Source organism: Leptolyngbya sp. GB1-A1 (assembly GCF_039962475.1).
Classification (GTDB): domain Bacteria; phylum Cyanobacteriota; class Cyanobacteriia; order Elainellales; family Elainellaceae; genus Leptolyngbya_A.
The window spans coordinates 29,662-49,953 of record NZ_JAMPLI010000029.1; the positions used below are offsets into that span (position 1 = coordinate 29,662).

21 protein-coding genes and 1 tRNA gene are annotated in these 20,292 nt (G+C 49.7%); 8 read left to right on the forward strand and 14 right to left on the reverse strand.

What is annotated here, in order from left to right; genetic code table 11:
- The first annotated feature begins 40 nt into the window (after window positions 1–40).
- Window positions 41–805: a TIGR04283 family arsenosugar biosynthesis glycosyltransferase gene (locus NDI45_RS21550; RefSeq protein WP_348248642.1), complete on the forward strand. Its 765-nt coding sequence runs from the start codon at window positions 41–43 to the stop codon at window positions 803–805.
- Between the two features lie 128 nt (window positions 806–933).
- On the opposite strand, the gene bioA is transcribed toward NDI45_RS21550, so the two are convergent.
- From bioA to bioF, 5 genes are read right to left on the reverse strand one after another with little or no spacing between them, the layout of a single operon-like run.
- On the reverse strand, window positions 934–2,220 hold the full coding sequence (gene bioA, locus NDI45_RS21555; RefSeq protein ID WP_348248643.1) for an adenosylmethionine--8-amino-7-oxononanoate transaminase: 1,287 nt from the start codon (window positions 2,218–2,220) through the stop codon (window positions 934–936).
- A 27-nt stretch (window positions 2,221–2,247) separates the two neighbouring features.
- Entirely contained in the window at window positions 2,248–2,883 is a 636-nt protein-coding gene (gene bioD / locus NDI45_RS21560; protein ID WP_348248644.1) for a dethiobiotin synthase, read from the reverse strand.
- Between the two features lie 24 nt (window positions 2,884–2,907).
- Window positions 2,908–3,714: a methyltransferase domain-containing protein gene (locus NDI45_RS21565; protein ID WP_348248645.1), complete on the reverse strand. Its 807-nt coding sequence runs from the start codon at window positions 3,712–3,714 to the stop codon at window positions 2,908–2,910.
- A complete protein-coding gene (locus tag NDI45_RS21570) occupies window positions 3,714–4,433 on the reverse strand; it encodes an alpha/beta hydrolase (protein WP_348248646.1) in 720 nt (239 codons plus the stop codon). The genes NDI45_RS21565 and NDI45_RS21570 overlap by 1 nt, the downstream gene beginning before the upstream one ends.
- Window positions 4,434–4,475: 42 nt before the next feature.
- A complete protein-coding gene (gene bioF / locus NDI45_RS21575; RefSeq protein WP_348248647.1) occupies window positions 4,476–5,675 on the reverse strand; it encodes an 8-amino-7-oxononanoate synthase in 1,200 nt (399 codons plus the stop codon).
- 239 nt (window positions 5,676–5,914) lie between these two features.
- On the opposite strand from bioF, the gene NDI45_RS21580 reads away from it, so the two are divergent.
- Window positions 5,915–7,279: an FAD-binding oxidoreductase gene (locus NDI45_RS21580; protein WP_348248648.1), complete on the forward strand. Its 1,365-nt coding sequence runs from the start codon at window positions 5,915–5,917 to the stop codon at window positions 7,277–7,279.
- Between the two features lie 274 nt (window positions 7,280–7,553).
- Here NDI45_RS21580 and NDI45_RS21585 read toward each other — a convergent pair whose 3' ends face one another.
- The 6 genes from NDI45_RS21585 to NDI45_RS21610 form a co-directional block, all read right to left on the reverse strand.
- Window positions 7,554–7,925, reverse strand: a complete 372-nt coding sequence (locus NDI45_RS21585; RefSeq protein WP_199296592.1) for a hypothetical protein — start codon at window positions 7,923–7,925, stop codon at window positions 7,554–7,556.
- Between the two features lie 186 nt (window positions 7,926–8,111).
- A complete protein-coding gene (gene rpsN / locus NDI45_RS21590) occupies window positions 8,112–8,414 on the reverse strand; it encodes a 30S ribosomal protein S14 (RefSeq protein ID WP_190792309.1) in 303 nt (100 codons plus the stop codon).
- A 65-nt stretch (window positions 8,415–8,479) separates the two neighbouring features.
- Entirely contained in the window at window positions 8,480–9,196 is a 717-nt protein-coding gene (gene nth, locus NDI45_RS21595; RefSeq protein ID WP_348248649.1) for an endonuclease III, read from the reverse strand.
- 130 nt (window positions 9,197–9,326) lie between these two features.
- Window positions 9,327–10,421 (reverse strand): RIP metalloprotease RseP, encoded by a 1,095-nt coding sequence (gene rseP / locus NDI45_RS21600; protein WP_348248650.1) that lies wholly within the window; start codon window positions 10,419–10,421, stop codon window positions 9,327–9,329.
- Window positions 10,422–10,741: 320 nt separating this feature from the next.
- Entirely contained in the window at window positions 10,742–11,413 is a 672-nt protein-coding gene (ntcA, locus tag NDI45_RS21605) for a global nitrogen regulator NtcA (RefSeq protein ID WP_190792307.1), read from the reverse strand.
- Window positions 11,414–11,928: 515 nt separating this feature from the next.
- On the reverse strand, window positions 11,929–12,591 hold the full coding sequence (locus NDI45_RS21610; RefSeq protein ID WP_348248651.1) for a sugar transferase: 663 nt from the start codon (window positions 12,589–12,591) through the stop codon (window positions 11,929–11,931).
- A gap of 278 nt (window positions 12,592–12,869) precedes the next feature.
- Here NDI45_RS21610 and rsmI point away from each other — a divergent pair, with 278 nt between their 5' ends.
- The 3 genes from rsmI (at window position 12,870) to NDI45_RS21625 (ending at window position 14,858) form a co-directional block, all read left to right on the forward strand.
- The gene (gene rsmI / locus NDI45_RS21615) at window positions 12,870–13,757 is read left to right on the forward strand and encodes a 16S rRNA (cytidine(1402)-2'-O)-methyltransferase (RefSeq protein ID WP_190792305.1); all 888 of its coding nucleotides are present in this window, start codon (window positions 12,870–12,872) and stop codon (window positions 13,755–13,757) included.
- Between the two features lie 144 nt (window positions 13,758–13,901).
- Entirely contained in the window at window positions 13,902–14,627 is a 726-nt protein-coding gene (locus NDI45_RS21620; RefSeq protein WP_348248652.1) for a hypothetical protein, read from the forward strand.
- A 27-nt stretch (window positions 14,628–14,654) separates the two neighbouring features.
- Complete coding sequence (locus NDI45_RS21625) at window positions 14,655–14,858, forward strand: DUF1049 domain-containing protein (protein ID WP_190792303.1); 204 nt, start codon at window positions 14,655–14,657, stop codon at window positions 14,856–14,858.
- Between the two features lie 40 nt (window positions 14,859–14,898).
- On the opposite strand, the gene NDI45_RS21630 is transcribed toward NDI45_RS21625, so the two are convergent.
- From NDI45_RS21630 to NDI45_RS21640, 3 genes are all read right to left on the reverse strand, one after another.
- Window positions 14,899–15,879: a hypothetical protein gene (locus tag NDI45_RS21630; protein WP_348248653.1), complete on the reverse strand. Its 981-nt coding sequence runs from the start codon at window positions 15,877–15,879 to the stop codon at window positions 14,899–14,901.
- A gap of 39 nt (window positions 15,880–15,918) precedes the next feature.
- Complete coding sequence (locus tag NDI45_RS21635; RefSeq protein ID WP_348248655.1) at window positions 15,919–16,902, reverse strand: hypothetical protein; 984 nt, start codon at window positions 16,900–16,902, stop codon at window positions 15,919–15,921.
- A 256-nt stretch (window positions 16,903–17,158) separates the two neighbouring features.
- Window positions 17,159–17,839: an Npun_F0813 family protein gene (locus NDI45_RS21640; protein ID WP_190792300.1), complete on the reverse strand. Its 681-nt coding sequence runs from the start codon at window positions 17,837–17,839 to the stop codon at window positions 17,159–17,161.
- A 439-nt stretch (window positions 17,840–18,278) separates the two neighbouring features.
- Here NDI45_RS21640 and NDI45_RS21645 point away from each other — a divergent pair.
- The 3 genes from NDI45_RS21645 (at window position 18,279) to NDI45_RS21655 (ending at window position 20,168) form a co-directional block, all read left to right on the forward strand.
- Window positions 18,279–18,352, forward strand: a tRNA-Arg gene (locus NDI45_RS21645).
- 338 nt (window positions 18,353–18,690) lie between these two features.
- Window positions 18,691–19,131 (forward strand): pentapeptide repeat-containing protein, encoded by a 441-nt coding sequence (locus tag NDI45_RS21650; protein WP_348248656.1) that lies wholly within the window; start codon window positions 18,691–18,693, stop codon window positions 19,129–19,131.
- 335 nt (window positions 19,132–19,466) lie between these two features.
- A complete protein-coding gene (locus NDI45_RS21655; protein WP_190792298.1) occupies window positions 19,467–20,168 on the forward strand; it encodes a Crp/Fnr family transcriptional regulator in 702 nt (233 codons plus the stop codon).
- Window positions 20,169–20,292: the final 124 nt, after the last annotated feature.

The following is a 20,292-nucleotide window of genomic DNA, read 5'->3' on the forward strand; positions in this document are numbered from 1 at the left end:
GGGCGACAGGAAGCAGTAGAGAACTTTTGTCGCAAAGCCTATGATAAAAGCCGAACCGATCGATTTTGCCTTGCCCATGCGTGTTTCGGTAATTATTCCAACCCTGAATGAGTCTGCCTGTCTAGAACAAACGCTGCGCCACCTTGAGTTACTTGATCCGCCTGCCTGGGAAATTTTTGTCGTTGATGGTGGCAGCCAGGATGGAACGATTGCCATTGCAGAAGCGGCTGGGATTGCAGTCATTCGATGCCTAACTTCGGGGCGATCGATCCAGATGAATCACGGGGCAGAGGCAGCGACCGGAGACGCGCTTTGTTTTGTTCATGCTGATACGCTGGTTCCTGCTGATTTGGTCACGCTGATCGACGAGACATTTGCTCAACCAGAAATCGTGGGCGGCGGATTTGTTTCGCTGATGACAGGCAAAACCCAAACGCGCTGGCTCACTTCGCTGCACAACTATCTGAAAACCTACTACGCCCCGCTCTTGTTTCGTCCCCATTTATTTTTCAAAGGACTGCGGTTGCTGTTTGGGGATCAGGCGATGTTTTGCAGGCGATCGGTTTTTGAACGCTGCGGTGGATTTGATACTGCGCTGCCCATTATGGAAGAAGCTGATTTATGTTTGAAACTGGTGCGCTACGGGCAAATTTGTTTAGTCGATCGAGTTGTGTTTTCCTCCGATCGACGGGTGGCAAAATGGGGTTTTTTGAAAGCGAACTGGGTTTATTTCTACATCGGTTTTCTCTGGGGCATTGGCGTTTCTGCGGATTACTTGAAGCAGTTTTATGAGGATGTGCGATAAAAAATAACCGCCTTTCTAGATGCCAAATTTGTGAAAACCTGGTTTTTTCTCCAGGCTTCAAAGTTCCCCGCTTTAAAGTTCCCCGGTGTTGGAGGATTTAAGGGACAATGCAGGATCTTGGCCACTTTTCAAATTCCCTGAAGCTCAGCTAAAATTGCTGTCAGATTTTGATAAACCCACTCCAGTTCTGCCTCGGTAATACAATAGGGCGGCATCAGGTATAAAACGTTCCCCAAAGGACGCAGCAGCAATCCTCGATCGATCGCCTGAGTGCGAATTTTACCCGCAATTTGATTTAAGTATCCAGGCTGATCGTTTGTCTTGATGTCAAAGGCAGCGATCGTGCCTGTAACCCGTAGCTTTTCCACGTTCGGCAATGCTTTCAACGATTCCAGGTTCTGCCAGTGCAAGGCTTCCATCCCGCGAAACTTTGACTCATTTTCCTGCATCAACTCCAGCGAAGCCAAAGCAGCTGCACAGCCTAAAGGATTCGCAGTATAGCTATGACCGTGGAAGAAGGTTTTTGTCAGATCATCACTATAAAATGCCTGATAAATTGCTTCTGAACTCACCGTCACCGAGAGCGGCAAAAAACCGCCGGTAATGCCTTTTGAAAGACAAAGAATATCCGGTTCCACTCCTGCTTTAACGCAGCTAAACCATTCGCCCGTGCGCCCAAAACCAGTCATAATCTCATCAAAAATGAGCAAGGTTTCGGCATCTTTTGCCAGTTGAGCTAGTTTTTGTAGAAAGACCGATCGACACATCCGCATTCCGCCCGCGCCTTGAATCAGCGGTTCGATTAAAATTCCGGCATATTGATCGGACTGCTGAAGTTTTTGCTGAATTGAAAACAGAATCTCATCTTCTTTTTCCTCGATTGAATTGTCTCCCCAATAAGTTTCAGGATAGGAAACAAACTCCACTCGAAACAGCAAATCATCAAACGGCTGTGTAAAAATCGATCGCGTCCCGACTGCCATTGCCCCAAAAGTATCGCCATGATAGGCTCCCTCAAAGGCAATAAATGTCGATCGCTTTTGCTGTTGGTTTGTCCAGTATTGATACGCCATTTTCAGCGCAACTTCAATCGCCGTTGAGCCATTATCTGAAAAGAAGATGCGATTCGATTTCGCAGGCAGTTTTTTAATCAATTTCGTCGCAATCTGCTCTGCCGGATCATGGGTGAATCCTGCGAAAATCACCTGCTCTAATTGCTGTGCCTGCTGATAGATAGCTTCAGCAATTTTGGGATGAGCATGACCGTGTAAATTTACCCACCAGCTTGAGATGCAGTCGAGCAATCGCTGACCGTTTTCTAGCTCTAACCAGACCCCCTGGGCAGATTTTACCTTCAGCGGTTCGGGTGCGGTTTTTGCCTGCGTGAAAGGATACCAGAGATGAGGATGCGCCATTGATAAAACTGTTAAGCGTTGAGCAATTTAATCATGAATTTCAAGCTGATTGTATGCAGTTTTGAGCATCGCTGGATCGATCGCCTCCAGAAAATCAACTTCACCCAAAATCGGAACCTGGCCATAATGCTCGATTGCCGCCCGATTACCAGGATTCTTTTTACCGTTAATAATTACCCCCAGAATTGGAATATTCTCCCGCTTAAGTTGTGCCAGCGATAGCAGCGTATGGTTAATCGTTCCCAATGTGCTTCTCGACACTAAACAAACAGGCAATTCTAAATATTTAATCAGGTCAATTATGTAGTGGCGATCGTTAATCGGAACCATTAATCCGCCTGCTCCTTCAATAATCAAATGAGACTGCTCGATTGTTTTAGGCAATTCAAAATCATGAAGGTGAATTTCAAGGCCGTCGATCGCAGCAGAAGCATGGGGCGAAAGTGGCTCTGTTAATCGAAACCGTTCTGGCAGAAAATGAGCATCGTTCAATCCAGTCACTTGTTTAACATAATCTGTGTCTGTGATAGTGTCTAAACCAGACTGAATCGGCTTCCAGTAAGCGGCATTCAAGCCAAGCGTGAGCATTGCAGAAGTAACAGTTTTACCAACATTGGTGTCGGTTCCGGTCACAAAAAAATGTTCTGGAAATTGAAATGGCATTTGCTTGATTGACTGCAATAATAATTAATTAATTCGCTGAATCGCCCAATAAGCGATCGAATGACTGGCAATTATTTTGTCACAATTCTGCAACTTCCAGGCGGCTGATAGCCGTTTTAATTGTTGGATCGAAAGCTGCTTTCGGGTTAAACTCAAACCCGCTCCGATTGCCTTCAAACTTCTGAGAAAATCGATCGCATCAAAATGAATTGTCTGGCTCACCACCTCATGGGTAAAACAGCAAACAGGAAGCGTTTGAACCTTTTCAAGTAAAGCATCAGTATTGGGTAATGGATTCAGCGTCAAAGGAAGATTAAACTGCTGACAGATTTGCCGCCATTCAGGAAAGCTGCGATCGGTGGGAAAGGAAATTAAGAGCCAGCCACCGGGTTTGACTGCTTTGAGCCAGCGAGCGAGTGCCTGCATTGGACAATCGAACCACTGCAACGCAAATCCGCTGGCGATCATGGCGTATGGTTCTTCTGGAATCGGCAACCGTTCGCCGTCAAGCTGCTGAAATAATACTCGATTTTGTTCTGAAGGAAGGCACAAATGAGACTGACAAAACGCTAGCACTTCCAACGATAAATCTGTGGCTAGAATCGATCGCTCTCCCAACTGATTCACCAATTCTTGAGTCAAGAATCCCGTCCCGCAACCAATTTCTAAAACATCACCTTCAGGAAGCTGAAACCAATCTGCGTCTGTTAGGCCAATAAGATGTCTTGCGCCTGCCTTCTGTACCGTTGCAAACTGATGATAAGTCGCAGCGGCTCGACCAAATCGATCGGCAATTTGAGATTTATCAAAGGAGCTAGGAGGTGACAACATTAGAAATTTATAGAAAAGCAAAGAACAGACTGCAGTATCGACCAGCACTCAGCAAAGTGAGTAAAAGGAAGGGCGTGTCCGGCGCGCAGAATACGAATCAACTCACAGGAATGGGGCAGGGCGATCAAAAATTCTTGTGTTTGGGAGGCAGCAACGATGCGATCGTCTGAGCTACTGAAGACAAGGAGTTTAGCGATCGACTGCATACAAGATGCGTCAAGCTTTGAATCATTTAACTGATGTAGATCTTGCAGCAGAAGCGAGTGATTGAGGTGGTCAAAATCATGCTGAATCTGGGAATATCCAGAGTGATGATAAAAGTTTTGCAGTACAATTTCTGGCATTGTCTGAAATTGGCGAATCATTTCACCCAATACAAGCTGCGATCGTCTTTTCTCCGCTCTCGCTTCGGGATGAAACGTGAGGAAACTATTAAACACAATTAAAAGATCAGCTTGCTGAAGTAACTCGATCGGGCAAAGATGCAGCCCGTAGGAATGGACGAGGATAATTTTTTTTGAATCAAAATTGGTAAAACTTGGCTGAAGCGAATTACCAAAATAGCCGCGATCGAATGCCTGAAACTTGCAGCCTAACTGGGTGAATTGTTCCTGCCAAAACTTCCAGCATTGGCGATCGAATCCCCACCCGTGAAAGGCAATTACTTCAGTCTTAAAGTTCCCCAGGATTAGGGGATTTGGGGGGCTGAGGTAGGACATATCTCACGACTTGATTATTATAAACATTTCTTTTCTTCAAATTCACGCTGGTATCGCTGATAAAGCTTGAATGAGCATTTCTAGATGCTCCGGCTGATGCTGACTCGAAAGAGCGATCCGAATCCGTGCAGACCCTTCTGGAACCGTTGGTGGACGAATCGCAACGGCTAAAATTCCTTCTGTTTCTAAAGCCCGTGAAAGCTCTAATGTTTTTTCAGACTCTCCCACCATCATCGGAACAATCTGAGAGTCAGAATTGAGTGTGCTATAGCCTATTTTGTGCAGCCGATCGCGTAATTCCTTCGACTGATTGATTAAATGCTGTCGCTCATCATCAAGATCAGGAATTAATGTCAGAGCAGCATCAATCGCCCCAATTATACCGGGCGGCAGAGCCGTCGTATAAATAAATCCAGGGCAGTAATTAATTAAATAGTCGCGCAGTTTTTGTGAGCAGGCAACGAATGCCCCGAACGCCCCGAAGGCTTTACCCAATGTCCCTACGACCAGATCAATTTCTGGCTGGAATGCAGCTAATCCCATTCCCTGTTCTCCCAGTACACCAAGCGCATGAGCATCATCTAGATATAAAATCGCATTGTACTGATCTGCAAGCTGAATTAAGGCAGACACATCGCTTCGATCGCCATCCATGCTAAAAACAGTTTCAGTTACAATCATGAGCCGATCGTAGGACTGTGAACTGACTTTTTTGCACAGCGTTTCAAGCTGATTCAAATCATTATGAGCATAGCGATAAAACCTCGCCCCGCTTGCCAAAATGCCCTGAATCAAACTGCTGTGAATGAGCCGATCGCACAGTACACAAGATTGAGCAGTCAGCAGTGTCCCTAGCAGAGTCATATTTGCTTGAAAGCCTGAGTTAAACAGCAAAGCAGCTTCTCGTCCACAGGCAGCTGCCAGTTTTTCCTCAAGCTGATGATGAATGTCGTAGTTGCCCGCCACAAGCCGCGATGCCGTTGCGCCTGTCCCGTATCGTCCTGTATAGTCTTGCGCTGCCTGGATCAGTGCCGGATGCTTTGACAGCCCCAGATAATCGTTTGCGCTGAAGTTGAGCAGTGGCCGTCCCTGCTTCCAGACCCATACGCTATTCATCCCCCCCTCGCCACAGGGCGAAGCAGCCGGAACAAGCGGCTGAAGCGATCGCAACCGCTGCTGCTCAACCCGTTCTGCCAGGGCGCGGTCGATAAAATCAAATTTGTTGGCTTTGTTGACTGTCATAGCGTTTTCCATCATACGAGCCAGGGGGGACAGCGTTAAACAAGATAGGTCATCCCCAAGGGCAGGCAAGAGAACTATTACCCATGACTGCTGCCTTATAACTAACGACCAAGCTATCCAACACCCTTTGCGGCAGATAATTTAGCCTGGACTGCATCCAGATTGACGGATTATTGAAAATTCGGTTTTTAATATGGGAAAGGCAGTTACACTTTTCGTTACTCCCGGAGAATCCCAGCATGACGGTTGCGGAAGCACGTTCGATCGATTGGAATGCGATCGTAGCTGAATTAGAGGGCATTGAGGTCATTCGCGACGCGGTGCAGGTTGCCAAGCTTTCCAAGGACTATTACACCTACAGTCCCCTGCTCCAGGCGCAGCTTAACAATAAGGTTGGAGAAATTGTAGTTCGTCCAGCAAATGAAGCAGAAGTCATGCGGGTGGCTGCCCTGTGTGTCAAGCATCAGATTCCGCTCACGGTGCGGGGCGCAGGCACGGGGAACTATGGTCAGTGCGTGCCGATGCGGGGGGGGGTGATTCTCGACATGACCAAAATGCAGGCGGTGAAATGGGTCAAACCGGGAATCGCCTGCGTTGAAGCGGGGGCAAAACTGGCGGCGATTGACAAACAAACCCGCGAAACAGGCTGGGAAATTCGCATGGCTCCGTCTACTTATCGAACAGCTTCGATCGGCGGATTCATTGGTGGCGGCAGTGGCGGCATTGGCTCGATTACCTACGGGCTGATTGCCGATCGCGGGAACCTGCTGGCTCTGCGGGTGGTAACAATGGAAGAAAATCCGCGTGTGATCGAGCTACGGGGCGACGATGTGTACAAGGTGGCACATGCCTGGGGCACAAACGGCATTATCACAGAGCTGGAGATTCCCCTGACGGCAGCTTATCCCTGGTCAGAGCTGATTGTCACCTTCCCCGACTTCATGACGGCAGCCCGGTTCGGTCAGACCTTGGGCGACTCCGACGGCATGATTAAAAAGCTAATCACCATCTTCGCGGCTCCAATTCCTCAGTATTTTGCCGCCCTGCGAAACGTCCTCACGCCAGAACAGCACTCTGCGTTTGTGATGATTGCGGAACCCTGTCTCGAATCCTTTGGTGAACTGGTGAAAGAGTTTGGCGGAACGATCGTCTATCAAAAATCCGCGCAGGAAGCCACTAAAGGCGTTGTTCTAGGAGAATTCACGTGGAACCACACCACGCTACACGCCCGCAGCATCGATCCGTCGATTACCTATCTGCAAACCATCTTCCCCGCGGACAAAGATCTGAAGCTGGTGGAGCACATGTATCACCACTTCGGCGATGAGGTGATGATGCACTTAGAATTTATTCGCGCCAAAGGCACGGTTGTTCCGGCAGCTCTACAGCTTGTGCGCTACACTACACCCGATCGCCTCAACGAAATCATGCGCTACCACGAGGAGCACGGCGCATTTATTGCCAATCCCCATACCTTCATCATCGAAGACGGTGGCAGAAAAACGATCGACCCCATGCAGCTTCAGTTCAAAGAGCAGGTTGATCCCGCCGGACTATTAAATCCCGGCAAAATGCGAACCTGGGATGAACGGATAGAGGGCTAAACGTAATTTTTCTGTTTTGAAGAATGAAGTTGGGTGACAAAGCGGGATTCAATTTTTTTTAATAGGAGCAACCTGATTCATGCCAACGATCGTCCTGCACGGCGATCGTTTTTTGTTGCCTGTTCGGACGGATATGGTTGTCCTATCGGGTATGGCTGTCCTAATTGAGCAAACTGTAGGATGACTTGGCGCAGTGGGATGCCAGACCCAGAGCTTTAAGAATTAATACTTTGCCTCACTGATCCTGCAGTTCTCCTATGGTTCTGCAGTTCTCCTATGGTTCTACAGTCAGCACTTTCGGGCTATCGATGGGGGTATTTTCTTCTTGAATTCGTTTGGAGTACCACCATTCCTTTAGTTCAGGAGACAGCTTTACTGGATAGAGCGTGATGATCGATCGCCCCGAATACTCCTGCCCCAGCACCTCAACCGAGTAGGATGGACTACTTTTTGTTGCCAGATCAGGAACAAACCGTTTGCCAATTCGCCGCCAGCTCGGTTCCTTGCTGCGCCACTGAAGCCGACAGCAGGGCCAGGGTAACTCTTCACGATCGAACAGGCGACAGCAGGGACCAATCACTCGGTAGGTGAAATGTCCACCGGAGCTGTAAAAAATTTGTCCATGTTCAAACGGATGCTGCATCATTTTACAGGCTAAGGCTTCTGGCTTGTAATCTACACTGCGCTGGCATTTTCTGGATTAATAGCGTAGCAAACGATCGGGAAAATTGCGAAATTTGAGAAATGGCAAAAGAGCGATCGGTGTTTCACGATCGCCCTTCTCTCAAAATAAAATCGGTTAAATTGGGCTGGCTGAACACTCCAGGAGTGATTACCAGCTTGACTTGACCACACCCGGCAGCAAGCCCTGATGCGCCATTTCCCGAAAAACGTGGCGAGACAAACCAAAATCTCGATAGTAGCCTCTCGGACGACCTGTGAGCCAGCAGCGATTGTGGAGGCGCACAGGCGCACTGTTGCGGGGAAGCTGTTGAATCTGACGATGGATTTCCAGCTTTTCCTGCTGAGAGGTTGTGTTTGAAAATTGTTCGAGCAGTTCTTCGCGCTTTTGAGCGTATTTCGCCACGAGCTTTTGGCGTTTTTTCTCACGCTCGATCATGCCTTTCTTAGCCATGAAAGAATTACGTTGTTCCTATTTAGACAGCATTTACTATACTACCGCAGGTTGTAAGAGCTTGACTACCTCATCTCAATCCGTCCTTCTGGTACAAACCCCACAACAGGTAAAGGAGGCGGCGTGATTTTGGAGCGATCGGCTGAGGGACACAAATCGGCTAACGCACAAACATCACAGGCAGGATTACGGGCATTGCAAACTGCACGACCGTGATAAATCAGCCGAATCGACCAGTTTTCCCAGTCGGGCTGGGGCAACAGCTTCATCAAATCCCGCTCGATCTTGAGGGGGTCTGTTTCTTTGGTGAGCCCCAGTCGTCCGCTCAGGCGTTTAACGTGGGTATCGACCGTGACTCCTGCATGGATGTCAAAGGCATGAGCTAAAACTACATTCGCCGTTTTACGGGCAACGCCGGGCAGGGTCAGCAGGTCTTCCATCCGTTGCGGAACCTCACCCCCAAACTGGGTCATGATCAGGCGGCAGGCAGCTTGGATATTTTTGGCTTTGTTTCGATAAAAACCAGTCGATCGCACCAAAGATTCAATTTCAGCGACATCCGCATTGGCAAACGCCTCAGCATCAGGAAAGCGGCGAAACAGGGCAGGCGTCACCTGATTCACCCGCTCATCGGTACATTGGGCAGACAGAATCGTAGCAACCATAAGCTGCACCGGAGTTTCATAGTCCAGCGTGCAGGGAGCTTCTGGGTAAAGCCGCTTCAGACGTACCAGAATTTCTAACGCCTGCTGTTTTCGGGCAGAAAGGCTGCGAAGTCTCACGATACAAAGGAAGTAGAGAAAAGGAAACGAGGTGATGGCTACACCGTCATACCAAAAGTGATGGCAGTTCGCGTAGCCCTTGGACAAGCTTGTACGCCCAACTCATCCTAACGTTCATGCTGCCCTGCGACTACTGGAAGAGTCTCTGGAAAATCGCAAGCTGAGTAGTATCGCGAACGATCAGGAAGATTCCTAATCCGAGCAGCAGTACCAGCCCGGTTTGCATCACGTTCTCTTGAATCCGATTGGGCAAAGGCTTACCGCGCAGTCCTTCCAGCAACAGAAACACAAGCTGGCCGCCATCCAGAGCCGGAAGCGGCAGAATGTTGATAATCGCTAGGTTAATGCTGATGATTGCCGTGAAGGGAAACAGGCTTCCCGCGTTCGCTGCAACCAAGCCCGCGCCCTGCTCCACAATTTTGACGGGGCCGGCGACCTGCCCTGCCATCGAGGAGAAGTTGGTGATTAGACCAATAAATCCATTCACCGTGGCAAGAAACATTCCCTGAAACTGCTTTGCTGCCAGTCCCAGCACCTCAAAAACGCCATTGGGGCGGCGATACTGAGTTGCATTGATATTGGGGGCAAGCTGTACGCCGATTTTTGCGACGCCATCTTCTCCCGCTTTAGGGGTAACGCTGAGATCAAGCTGTTGATTGCCTCGCTGCACGGTAAATTCAACAGGCTGATCCGGACTGGTGCGAATCGTTTCCATTAGCGATTTAACGGCGTCCTGAGAGGCTCCCAGCGGCTGATCGTTAACTTCTAGGATAATGTCTCCTGCCTGAAGCCCTGCCCGTGCTGCCGGAGATTGTTGAGAAATGATTTCTGGAATTACGACGCCCGGCTGATAATCAAACTGTTCAGGAATGCCGATCGTCGTGAACTGCGCCACAAACACCAGATAGGCAAAAATCAGATTGGCAATCACGCCTGCACTAATTACAATGGCGCGATCAAGCACCGGACGGTTTTTCAGCAGATTTGGATCGTTGGGCGGAATTGTACTATCTGGGTCATCGTCGGGAAAGCCAACAAAGCCACCCAGCGGAATCGCTCGCAGCGCGTATTCGGTGCGCTCACCCTGGTACTTCAGCAAAATCGGACCAAAGCCGATCGAAAATCGATTGACGTGAATTCCTTGCAGACGAGCTGCCAAAAAGTGCCCCAGCTCGTGAACCACAATTAACAGGGCGAGAACTGAGATTGTCGCTAATACTGACATAGACCCAGATTAATAAATAGAACCATCTGTAGTCCATTCTAAAGGGCGGTGAGGATTACTACTTCTACCCTGAGGGTTGGGTGGGGGAGGGGGAGATGAGGGGTGAATGGTTATCAGTGTAATTGTCTAACTCAGGTTCTGTTGGAATCGCAAGCTTTCTCCGTTCGGCAACGTCTGTTTGCGTCCGATCGCAAGCCTCCTGTTCCTTTTCTCCAGAAGCATTCGCTTAGGATGAGGTTACTTGGGAAATGAAAGTTCTATCCCTTGTCCTTCCTGTCCTTCTGGGGGCATGGGTGTTTTGAACAGCGACACAGCCAACTTTAAGTGAACTGCTGGCTGAGCGTGACTGGATTGTGAACGGTAATTCTTTTCTTGTGGATCGAAATCATTTGATCCTGACGCAGATCGCCGAGCAGCCGAGTCACAGTGACCCGCGTTGAGCCGATCGCTTCCGCAATTGCCTGATGAGATAGTTTGAGGTCGATCGTAATGCCCTCGGTGGTGGGCATGCCGAAGTCGCGGCAAAGAATCAGCAGGAAGCTGACCAGACGTGATCCCATGTCGCGATGCGCCAGCGTTTCGATCATCATCTCGGTTTGCAGAATTCGGGAGGATAACCCTTGCAGCATCAGCATACAGAGATCGGGGTTTTCCTTCAGGGCTTTCTCGACTTGCTCGATCGGCACAGACAGCAGCTCAACGGGCGTAAAGGCAACGGCATGATAGAAGCGATCAGCACGTTGCCCGGTGATGAGCGACAGAACGCCAAACACGCTGTTTTCACGGAGAAGCGCGACCGTAATTTCCTCACCTGCTTCATACACGCGAGATAGTTTGACTGCCCCTTTTTGCAGGAAGTAAACTCGCTCGGCAGGGTCGCCGGGAAAGAAGATTGTTTTGCCACGATCGTAGGCTTCAACAACAGGTGGAAAAGCACTCCCGCTTAATTGACGAAAGACGTTTGCCAATGGCTTATTTGGTGCAGCTACCATATCCCTTCCCCCAGCCCGCCTTTGAAGATTTCATCTTACCGCCACCTGCTACCAATAAGATCATTCGTTCTAGCCCAATTGGTTCTAAGCGATTTTTACCCCCTGTCCTTCACTCTGGTGTGGAGCAAGTAGGGTTAAGCCAAATGGGATATTGGAACTTCTGTGATAGCTTTCTGACTTTAAATTACTAAACTTAACTCTGAGCGGATTTTTTGTATTAAGTAATACATATCTAGCCCAATCTTGGTCTGAGTGCTGAAAAAGTCAGATTTTAAGGCGAAATAGGGGCAAAAAGTTCCTGTTAAAACCGACTGACTGAGACTGATCGATTGAGACTGATATTGCTCCAGCAGCTCAAGACAATGCTTCCAAAATTGGATTTGCGAGGGTCAGCAGTGCCAGTTTTGTGAAGGATGTTTTCTAATGCTCTATTTCCCAATTAAATATCACCATTGATTCTGCTGAAGGGGAAACGGCTTCGCATTGTTGTTTGGCGAAACGTTGTCTTCTCCTGGCTAACAGGCTCCCCGACGATTAAGCACAACCTGGATAGTTTTGAAAATCAGCCCTAAATCATAAGCGATCGACCAGCGTTCCTGATAGCGCAAATCTAATTTCACGATTTCCTCAAAATCGGTTACGGTTGATCGACCATTTGCCTGCCATTCTCCCGTGATGCCTGGCTTTACCTCTAGCCGCTGCCAGTGATGAGCTTTGTAGCGGCTCACTTCATTTAGCGTAGGCGGGCGGGTTCCAACCAGGCTCATCTCGCCGCGTAGCACGTTCCAGAATTGTGGCAGCTCGTCTAGACTAGTACGCCGCAGAAACCGTCCTACTCGCGTAATACGAGGATCGCAATTGTTCTTAAAGATGTAGCCTTGCGCCTGATTTTGAACCTGATGCTGAAGTTTCTCGGCATTCACCACCATCGAGCGAAACTTCCAGATGCGGAACGTTTGTCCGCGAAACCCGCATCGCTCCTGGCTGTAAAAAATGGGGCCGGGATCGCTGATATAGATTGCTACTGCGATCGGGATCAAAACCAGAGCGGTCAGCGTTAAGCCAACCCCTGCGCCCAGAATATCGATCGATCGCTTAGTTCTGCTCTGAACCGAAGGATGAATCTCAGATGCAAATGACGGCAGTAGGGTAACAAATTCAGAATGTGTGAATGACATAGCGCAGCAGCCTCTAGACAACGCCCCAAAAGAGGCAAACCAAAGAACAATTGATTGAACCAGAGCAGTGAGCGCGCCCTTAAACCGCAATTTCGGCAGCTTTGCGCTCTGATAAAAGCAACTGATGAAACCAGAATGCGCTTTGATTCAGGGGCAAGCAACAGCGAAGGTTTCGCTTTATCAACACTTCAAGGACAGCTTTAGAAATAGGGAGCTTCTCCGGGAAAATTACCAGGCAATTTCCACAAGGTTTTGCCTTCCGTGGTTAAGATCCTGGTATGGAGATTCAGTCTGCAACGTTATACATCGTAGGAACCCCGATCGGCAATCTGGAAGACATGACCTTCCGGGCGATCGAAGTTTTACGTCAGGTTGATTTTATTGCGGCAGAAGACACTCGTCACACTGGAAAGCTGCTTCAGCACTTCCAGATCAAAACGCCGCAGATTAGCTATCACGACCACAATCGCCGTAGCCGCCAGGATGAGCTACTGCGTCGCCTTCAACAGGGCAATTCGATCGCGCTTGTGACCGATGCCGGAATGCCAGGCATTTCCGATCCCGGCTATGAGCTGGTAAAAGCCTGTATCGAGCAAGGAATCCCTGCCGTACCGATTCCGGGAGCTTCTGCTGTGGTCACTGCCCTGAGCGCAGCTGGGCTTCCCACCGATCGCTTTGTCTTCGAAGGATTTTTGCCCACAAAAGGCACAGAGCGTCAAGCGCGGCTCATCGCATTGCAGAGCGAAACTCGCACGATCGTGTGCTACGAGGCTCCTCACCGACTGCGGCAGACTTTGAAAGATTTGCGGGAAGAGTTTGGAGGCGATCGGCAAATTGTGCTGGCAAGAGAACTTACCAAACTGCATGAGCAATTCTGGCGGGGAACCCTGGCAGAGGCAGAGCAGCACTACCAGACTCAGGAAGCCTACGGTGAATTTACGCTGGTGATTGCCGGAGGCCAGCCCGCCACAAGGGTTTTATCTGAAAGTGCCCTTAAAACTGAATTGCAAGAGCTGCTGCGGCAGGGAATGTCTCGCTCTCAAGCGAGCCGTCAGCTTGCCAGTCAAACCCATTTGCCTCGCCGTGATCTCTATCAGCTTGCTCTGTCGCTGGAAGACGTGTCGCTGGAAGATATGTCGCTAAAAGATTTGAAGAAGACACGATAATGGAAAGCAGCTCTTTTCGGGAGGTCGCCGATCGGGAAGGGGATGAAGACGATCGTAACTCTGTCTCAGCAAACCGCTTCCCCCAAATGCCTCGTTCCTGATGCTATTCCGTCGTTTCACCCAGTGATAATGTCTCGAATTCCTATGCCTTTCCGCTCTGCTCCGCTCAACTTTGGCTTTGTGCTGCTGAGCACCGTTCTGCTCGTGTCAAGCTGTAATGGCTCTGGCAATCAATCGATTACTGCCTCTCCCGATTCCAGTCCTTCGATCGCTGCTTCTCCCCAAACTGAAACTCCTTCAGCCAGTGCCAGCCCGGATGTAGCTCCTACCGGAGAGGTTCAAAATACAACGATTTCTGACAAAGGGGTTGGGGCAGCTCAATTAGGAATCAGGCTGGGCGAACTGAAGCAAACCTTGGGAGCAACCGCAACGTTTACAGAAAAGTCGCCGTTTATGGTGGATTTTGATGCGATCGAGGTGAGCCAGGGCGGCGAGGTGCAGTTCTACCTGCTGCATCTGGCAAAGCAACCGTTAAAGGACAGCGATTTGATTCAGGGCATTCTCACCCGCAATCCCAAATACCGCACCGCAGAAGGGGTAGGAGCCGGAACGTCGATTGCCCAGGCAGAGCAGGCATATGGGAAAGTAACTCTGTCTTACAATACGCAGAATGAAGCAAGAGAGTATGCCCGCTTTGAGCGACAGCCTGTCCCCAACATTTCCTTCGCGACCGGGAACGGCAACCAGCAGACTGCGGGAGTTTATCCTGCTGCAAGCAGCGAATACAATGAAACCGGAAATTTTCGCCCGGATGCGAAGATTCAGTCTGTTCTGGTGGTCTGTCTAACCGATGTCTGCTCTGCGCCCTGACCCCCTTGATAACTCTCTGGAGCCCCGATGGCAAAAGTTCTGATTCCCCTGCTGACCGCCGTTTGGATTGGCGTGATCGCGATTGTTGCAATTCAAAACGCAGCCCCGATCGCCTTTCAGTTTTTGGGCTTTCAGTCGATCCAAATTCCGATCGGACTAGTGCTGGCGTTTAGCGTTGTTCTGGGCATGGCAGGGACCGCCCTCTTTCTACCGTTGGGAGGCAGGGATTAGAGAAGCGGTAGGTGGGTGAGTAGTGAGCGGGTAGGACAGACTAGATTGAGTAAATTTGCCCGTCGATGAGCAGGCGCGTAATGCCTTTTGCCTGAAGGTAGGGGGTCACTTTTTGAAACATTCGACCGTCTGGAACTTTGACAATACGCTGCATTCGACGGAGAAACCGCTTCGCCACGCGATGATTATCGAAAATAGGTAGAGTTTTCTCCTGAACTTCTCCGGGTGGAATTTGTCCCAGCTCAGCAAAGTCTTTGAGCGGACGAGTAATCAGCTCTGCGGAGCGATCGACCACTACATAGCAAGTGCGGGGAATCTGGGCCTCGGAGAGCGGCAACACATTTACCATGCCCTTGCCCTGGACGTGAACCATCTCGATCGGCACATCACCGCTCAGATCATCGTCTTCATCGTCGTCTTCGTCATCAAGGTCATCATCGAGATCGTCGAGGTCATCGTCCTCATCATCGAGGTCGTCTTCTAGCTCTTCGTCGAGCGTATCAGGACTGAGCGGTCGGCTCGTCAGGCTACCGTCAGACGGGATAACTGCCGCTTCTTCAGCTTCGTCGTCGAACTCTGGTTCCTGCTGAATTGTGAGCGGAACCTCGAGCTGGGCTTCGACAATTGGCATAGACACCGAAGCGGACTCTGTCAGAGTCGATTGCGATCGCTTGCGCTGGCGAGGCATTTCAATCGCGGGTTTTGGGGTTTCTGCTGCGTCTGCGGAATCTTCTGCAGGTTTGTCTTGTGCAGCACGATCGGCTTTCAGCACAACGGCTAATGCGGCACTGATTGCCTCCAGGTCTGGCAAATCATTAGTGTCCACTGTTCTGGCTCCCGATCGCTTTTGCTGCACCAGAACTTCATATTCCTGTTCTGGAATGCTTTGCTTGAGCAGACGGCTCACCGTACTGGTACTCACCCCATACTGAGTTGCCAAACTCGCAGCCGTCTCCTCGGATTGACGATAGCGATTTAGAATATCCTGCTTGTCAGATTCAGACAGTTTCTTCGGAGCCATGCCAGGTTTTCTCACCCAAAATGAGATGCGTCTTTCATTTTAGCTGCGTCGTCGTCGGGTTTGTCGTCGAGTCGATAGGTCATATTCTAAAGCAGCCCCGATCGCAAACAAGCAGCCGCTAAAAACCCAGAACACTTCGGGTAATGCCCCTGTTTCATACCCAGGAATATAGGTCACCGCATAGTTAAACCAGATGTCTGCAATATAGAAACAGAGAGCCGCCGCCGCAATACACCGCCAGGATAACGAGAACCGCCCACCCCAGAAAGCAAGCAACAGCATTGTTGCCATCACCACCAAAATCACATCGCCGATAATGTAGAGCCAGCTAATGATTCCAGCAAGAGGTTCAAGCTGCGACTCCATTGCGATTGCCCAGGCTGGGACATCTGCAACTTCTGGAGAAGCCGGATTCGGTATAGCAGGAAACGTATCAACGGCAGGTGTAGGGCTGGCATTGGTTGGGCTGGGTGCAGCCGCAACGAGCTGTTCAGCAGAGCTAGGCGCAGACCATTCAGCAGCAGTGGTGCTGGAAGGAGCAAAGGAAGCCGCGATCGTAATTCCCACGATCGTAATTGCTGCCAGGATGCCCCACTGAATGGGAGTGAGATTGAGGCGGCGAGTGAGCACTGCCCGCAGCATTCCCCAGCCCAGGAAGAGGTAGGTCAGAATATAAAACAAATCTCCAGGAGACACTTCAGGCGATTTGCCCAAGCCGATTTCCCAGTAGCCCAGAATCAAATTGCCGATGAAGTAAGTGAGCATGCCCAGCCCAATCGCCAGCCAGACGGTTCGACCACTCACAATTTGAGGGCTGCGCCAGTTGCGAAAGCAAAATAAGCCCGCTGCGAGAAAAGCAAGCGATTCAAAAACATAGGTGATCACGCCGTACCATTCGGGGCGTCCCTCTCCTGAGGGCGAAACGCTAAACAGCAGAAAGAAAAGAAGTGCCAGGACTGCCCAGGCGATCGCCGCGAGAACGATAGTTTGCGCCGAGAGCGCAAGTTTAGTTTTGGTATTCAAGGAAGGAACGGCTCCTCAATAGCGAACGGCAATTGAAGGCAGAAAGTGAAAGAGGACTTGATCATACTAAGCTTCTGGCATGAAGATGCAGATGAATTACAGATCGATATCAGCGTAGTTATCATGAACCGAGGGCAGCAATATAAGGGAAGAAGGTCAAAGGTCATTGGTTATTAAGTCACTGGTAGGCAGGCAATGGTCTCAGTTCAACTCCGCGGCGTGTAGACCGTAGACTTGAGGGGATATCTGAGATGGCTTACTGCCACAGCCTGCCGCCCGGCGATCGTTTTAGCCAGTTGAAAACTTGACTGCGCTCCTTGTCGGGGATGTCTTGCAGAGCATCCAGAACGCGATCGGTAAAGCTGGTATTGCCAAAATACTGCATTCCCAAGCGATAAAGTTCCCGCAGTAGCAAATTGAGATGATTTTCCTGCCAGGGAGGAAGGGCTAACCGTAGCGGATCAACGGTGAGCAACTGCTGAACTTCTGAGGGGGAACCCGTTTTGGGAAACTTGCCTCGCTGAAAAACGGCAGCAATCTCCTTTTGAAAATTGTTGACCTGACGTGCTCCCAGCAAATCCTCAATATCAATATAGAGAGCTTGCAGCAGCAGCAAGCTGGCTTGCACTAAGGCTGGCGCTGTTTCTGATCCTGCCCCGTCTGCCCCGTCTGCCCCGTCTGCTCCGTCTGAAAGTTGTTCGAGCCGCACTTTTCCCCAAACGCTGTATCGCTCTGGCTCTTCTAGCAACACACAGGCTTTGCCCCGGTTATCAGTCAAATCGCGCCAAAAGGCTTTTGCGTCCTCTTCCTGAGCCGCATTAAAGACACTGATTAAGCGAAACGTTTGTCCTTGATAGTGAAGAATCGGGATCTGCTGATCTTTCTTGGGGTGCTGAATATTAGAAATTTCAACATCCTGCCGCTTAAGGATAAACATGACGCAGTTCGAGCACTCCTACAGGTCGGGGTCAGAAATCCAGGTAATGAACCTGCGGCAGGCGGCACGATTACCTTATTAAGGAAACTGCTCCGCATTGCAATCGAAAGCGAACTGGAGTTCGTCGAATGCCGCCGTGGATTATGCGAAAGGGCTGATTCGTGAAAAGATTGGTCTAAGTGTACCTCTGGATAGTGACGTTCAGAAATGCTAGCAAGCGTTTAGAAATCTTAGAAAAGAAAAATGCAGGTCGATTAAACTGCTGAATTCACCAGCCGGCTGATCTCTGCATCGATCGCTTCCTGCATTGAATGTTATATTGATGCTCAACACACATGAAGCAAGCCCATGAAGCAAGCTGTTTTTAGTTTGCCCAGGCTTGACGAATTACGTAACTTCTTAGGAAGATTTAGAAAAGAAGCTTTCCGCTTCTCAGTAGGCTCCAGTAGCTCAGCTGGATAGAGCAATTGCCTTCTAAGCAATCGGTCGCAGGTTCGAGTCCTGCCTGGGGCGTTTAATGAATGAAGTTAGATGAAAGAACTGAATCACCTCTTGGGCTGGCAATGAGCTGATCCAAAAGGGTGAGGTCAAGCCTGCTCGTGTGACTTATCGTGTAATTAACTTTGTGGAGAGCTTCACCGCTAGATGCGGCTTTAACTCAGCAGCAGGACTGCTGAAGAAAGATTCAAAAATAATTGCCGCTCTTTCCGAAATCGCAAGAACCGCGAATGTAGTGATTAGCAACTGGCGATGTGAAGCGGTTCTCCCCTTAGGAGAATCGGCGGAAGCAAATCGTTGATTTCTGACTTCGATTCGCTGTAATGATACTAGCCTTAAACCGGGAGGAAGATATGCAAACCCGATATTTTGTGGTCGCTGCAATCTTGACCGCACTACCTGTTCTAGGAGGAGGTCTATCTGCTCAGGCAGCAGATCCGGCACAGGTCAGGCAGCTTTTAGAAACAGGGGCGTGTCAGGGCTGTGATTTGTCTGGGGCAGATCTGAGACAGGCGCATTTGATTGGTGCAGATCTCCGGGATGCTAATTTACGGGGAGCAGATTTGACCGAGGCAAATTTGGAAGGGGCTGACCTGACCAGCGCAAACATGAAAGACGCAGACCTGACCGAGGCGTATCTCACAAATGCCAGCCTCAACGACACCAACCTTACCAATGTCAATTTAACCCGTGCAACAGTGTTCTACGCTGATGTATCAGGCGCACTAATGCAAGATATTAATCTTACAGATGCTGCAATATTGGGAACCGGGCTCAGTATTGGTGGAGAATGAGTCTGTGGAGGCCTGCTGAGCGTTTTGTATAAAATACAGAAGCTGCGCTCTTAGGTCGGTAGATTTGCTGAAACCGAAATTCTGACAGAACGTGCCCGTGCTAGGATTTTTCTAGTTTCCGCAGATTGTCCGAGTTGGATGGAATCAGGGATGCTTTCGAGGCTAATTTAGATAACTTTGACGAATCGATATTGGCAAAAGCCAGAATTGGCAAAAGTCAAAGAGTTTGTTGTGTGTGTTACCTGATAAATAATCGGCTTTTCGGCTACGATCGAGTCCTCTGATACCTTTCCTTTCCTCGACCTCTAACAGACTGGTTAGAGTAGTGTAGCTCCATGCACGATCGGTTTTCTCCACGCGACTCCCGCGAAGCGTTACTTATTCGCTCTACCCCCTTTTTTGAAGGACTCCCCGAAGACATCGTTGAAAAGGCCGTTGCCCATGTGGTGGTTCGTAGTCATCCTGCAAATCAAGTAATTTTGTTGGAAAACGACTGGGGCACCTCGGTTTATTTCATCCTGGAAGGCTGGGTAAAAATTCGCACTTATAACCTTGACGGCAAAGAGGTGACGTTAAACGTTCTGGGCAAAGGAGAACTGTTTGGCGAAATGGCTCCGCTCGATGAAGTGCCGCGATCGACTGACGTGATTACCCTGGTTCCCACGCTGATCGGTAATATGCCTTCTCAAGATTTTGTGGATTTGATTCGCAGTGAGCCTGCTTCTGGAATGCGATTGGCTCAGCTCATGGCACGACGGCTGCGACAGGTCAACCGACGGCTGCGGTTGCGAGAGTCAGACAGCGTATCTCGTGTTGCGGATATTTTGCTGTTTTTGGCAGATGGGCAAGGCAAGCAGGGCGATCAAGGGATCGAGATTCCCAATTTGCCTCATCGTGAACTGAGCAGCCTCAGTGGATTGGCACGAGAAACGGTGACTCGCGTTCTTAGCAAGCTGGAGAAGAAGGGATTAATTTATCGCGATCGCGATACGCTGTCGATCCCTGATATCACTGCCCTGGAGCGAATCTTGATCTAGACATCACTGCCTGGGGCACATCCTGCTCTGAGCGAATGTTTGGAGAAGCAGTGGACTCAGCAACGCTGCACCCAACGCGAAACATCTGCTTTTGGCGTAAAGTCATAAGGGAACGATTACCCCT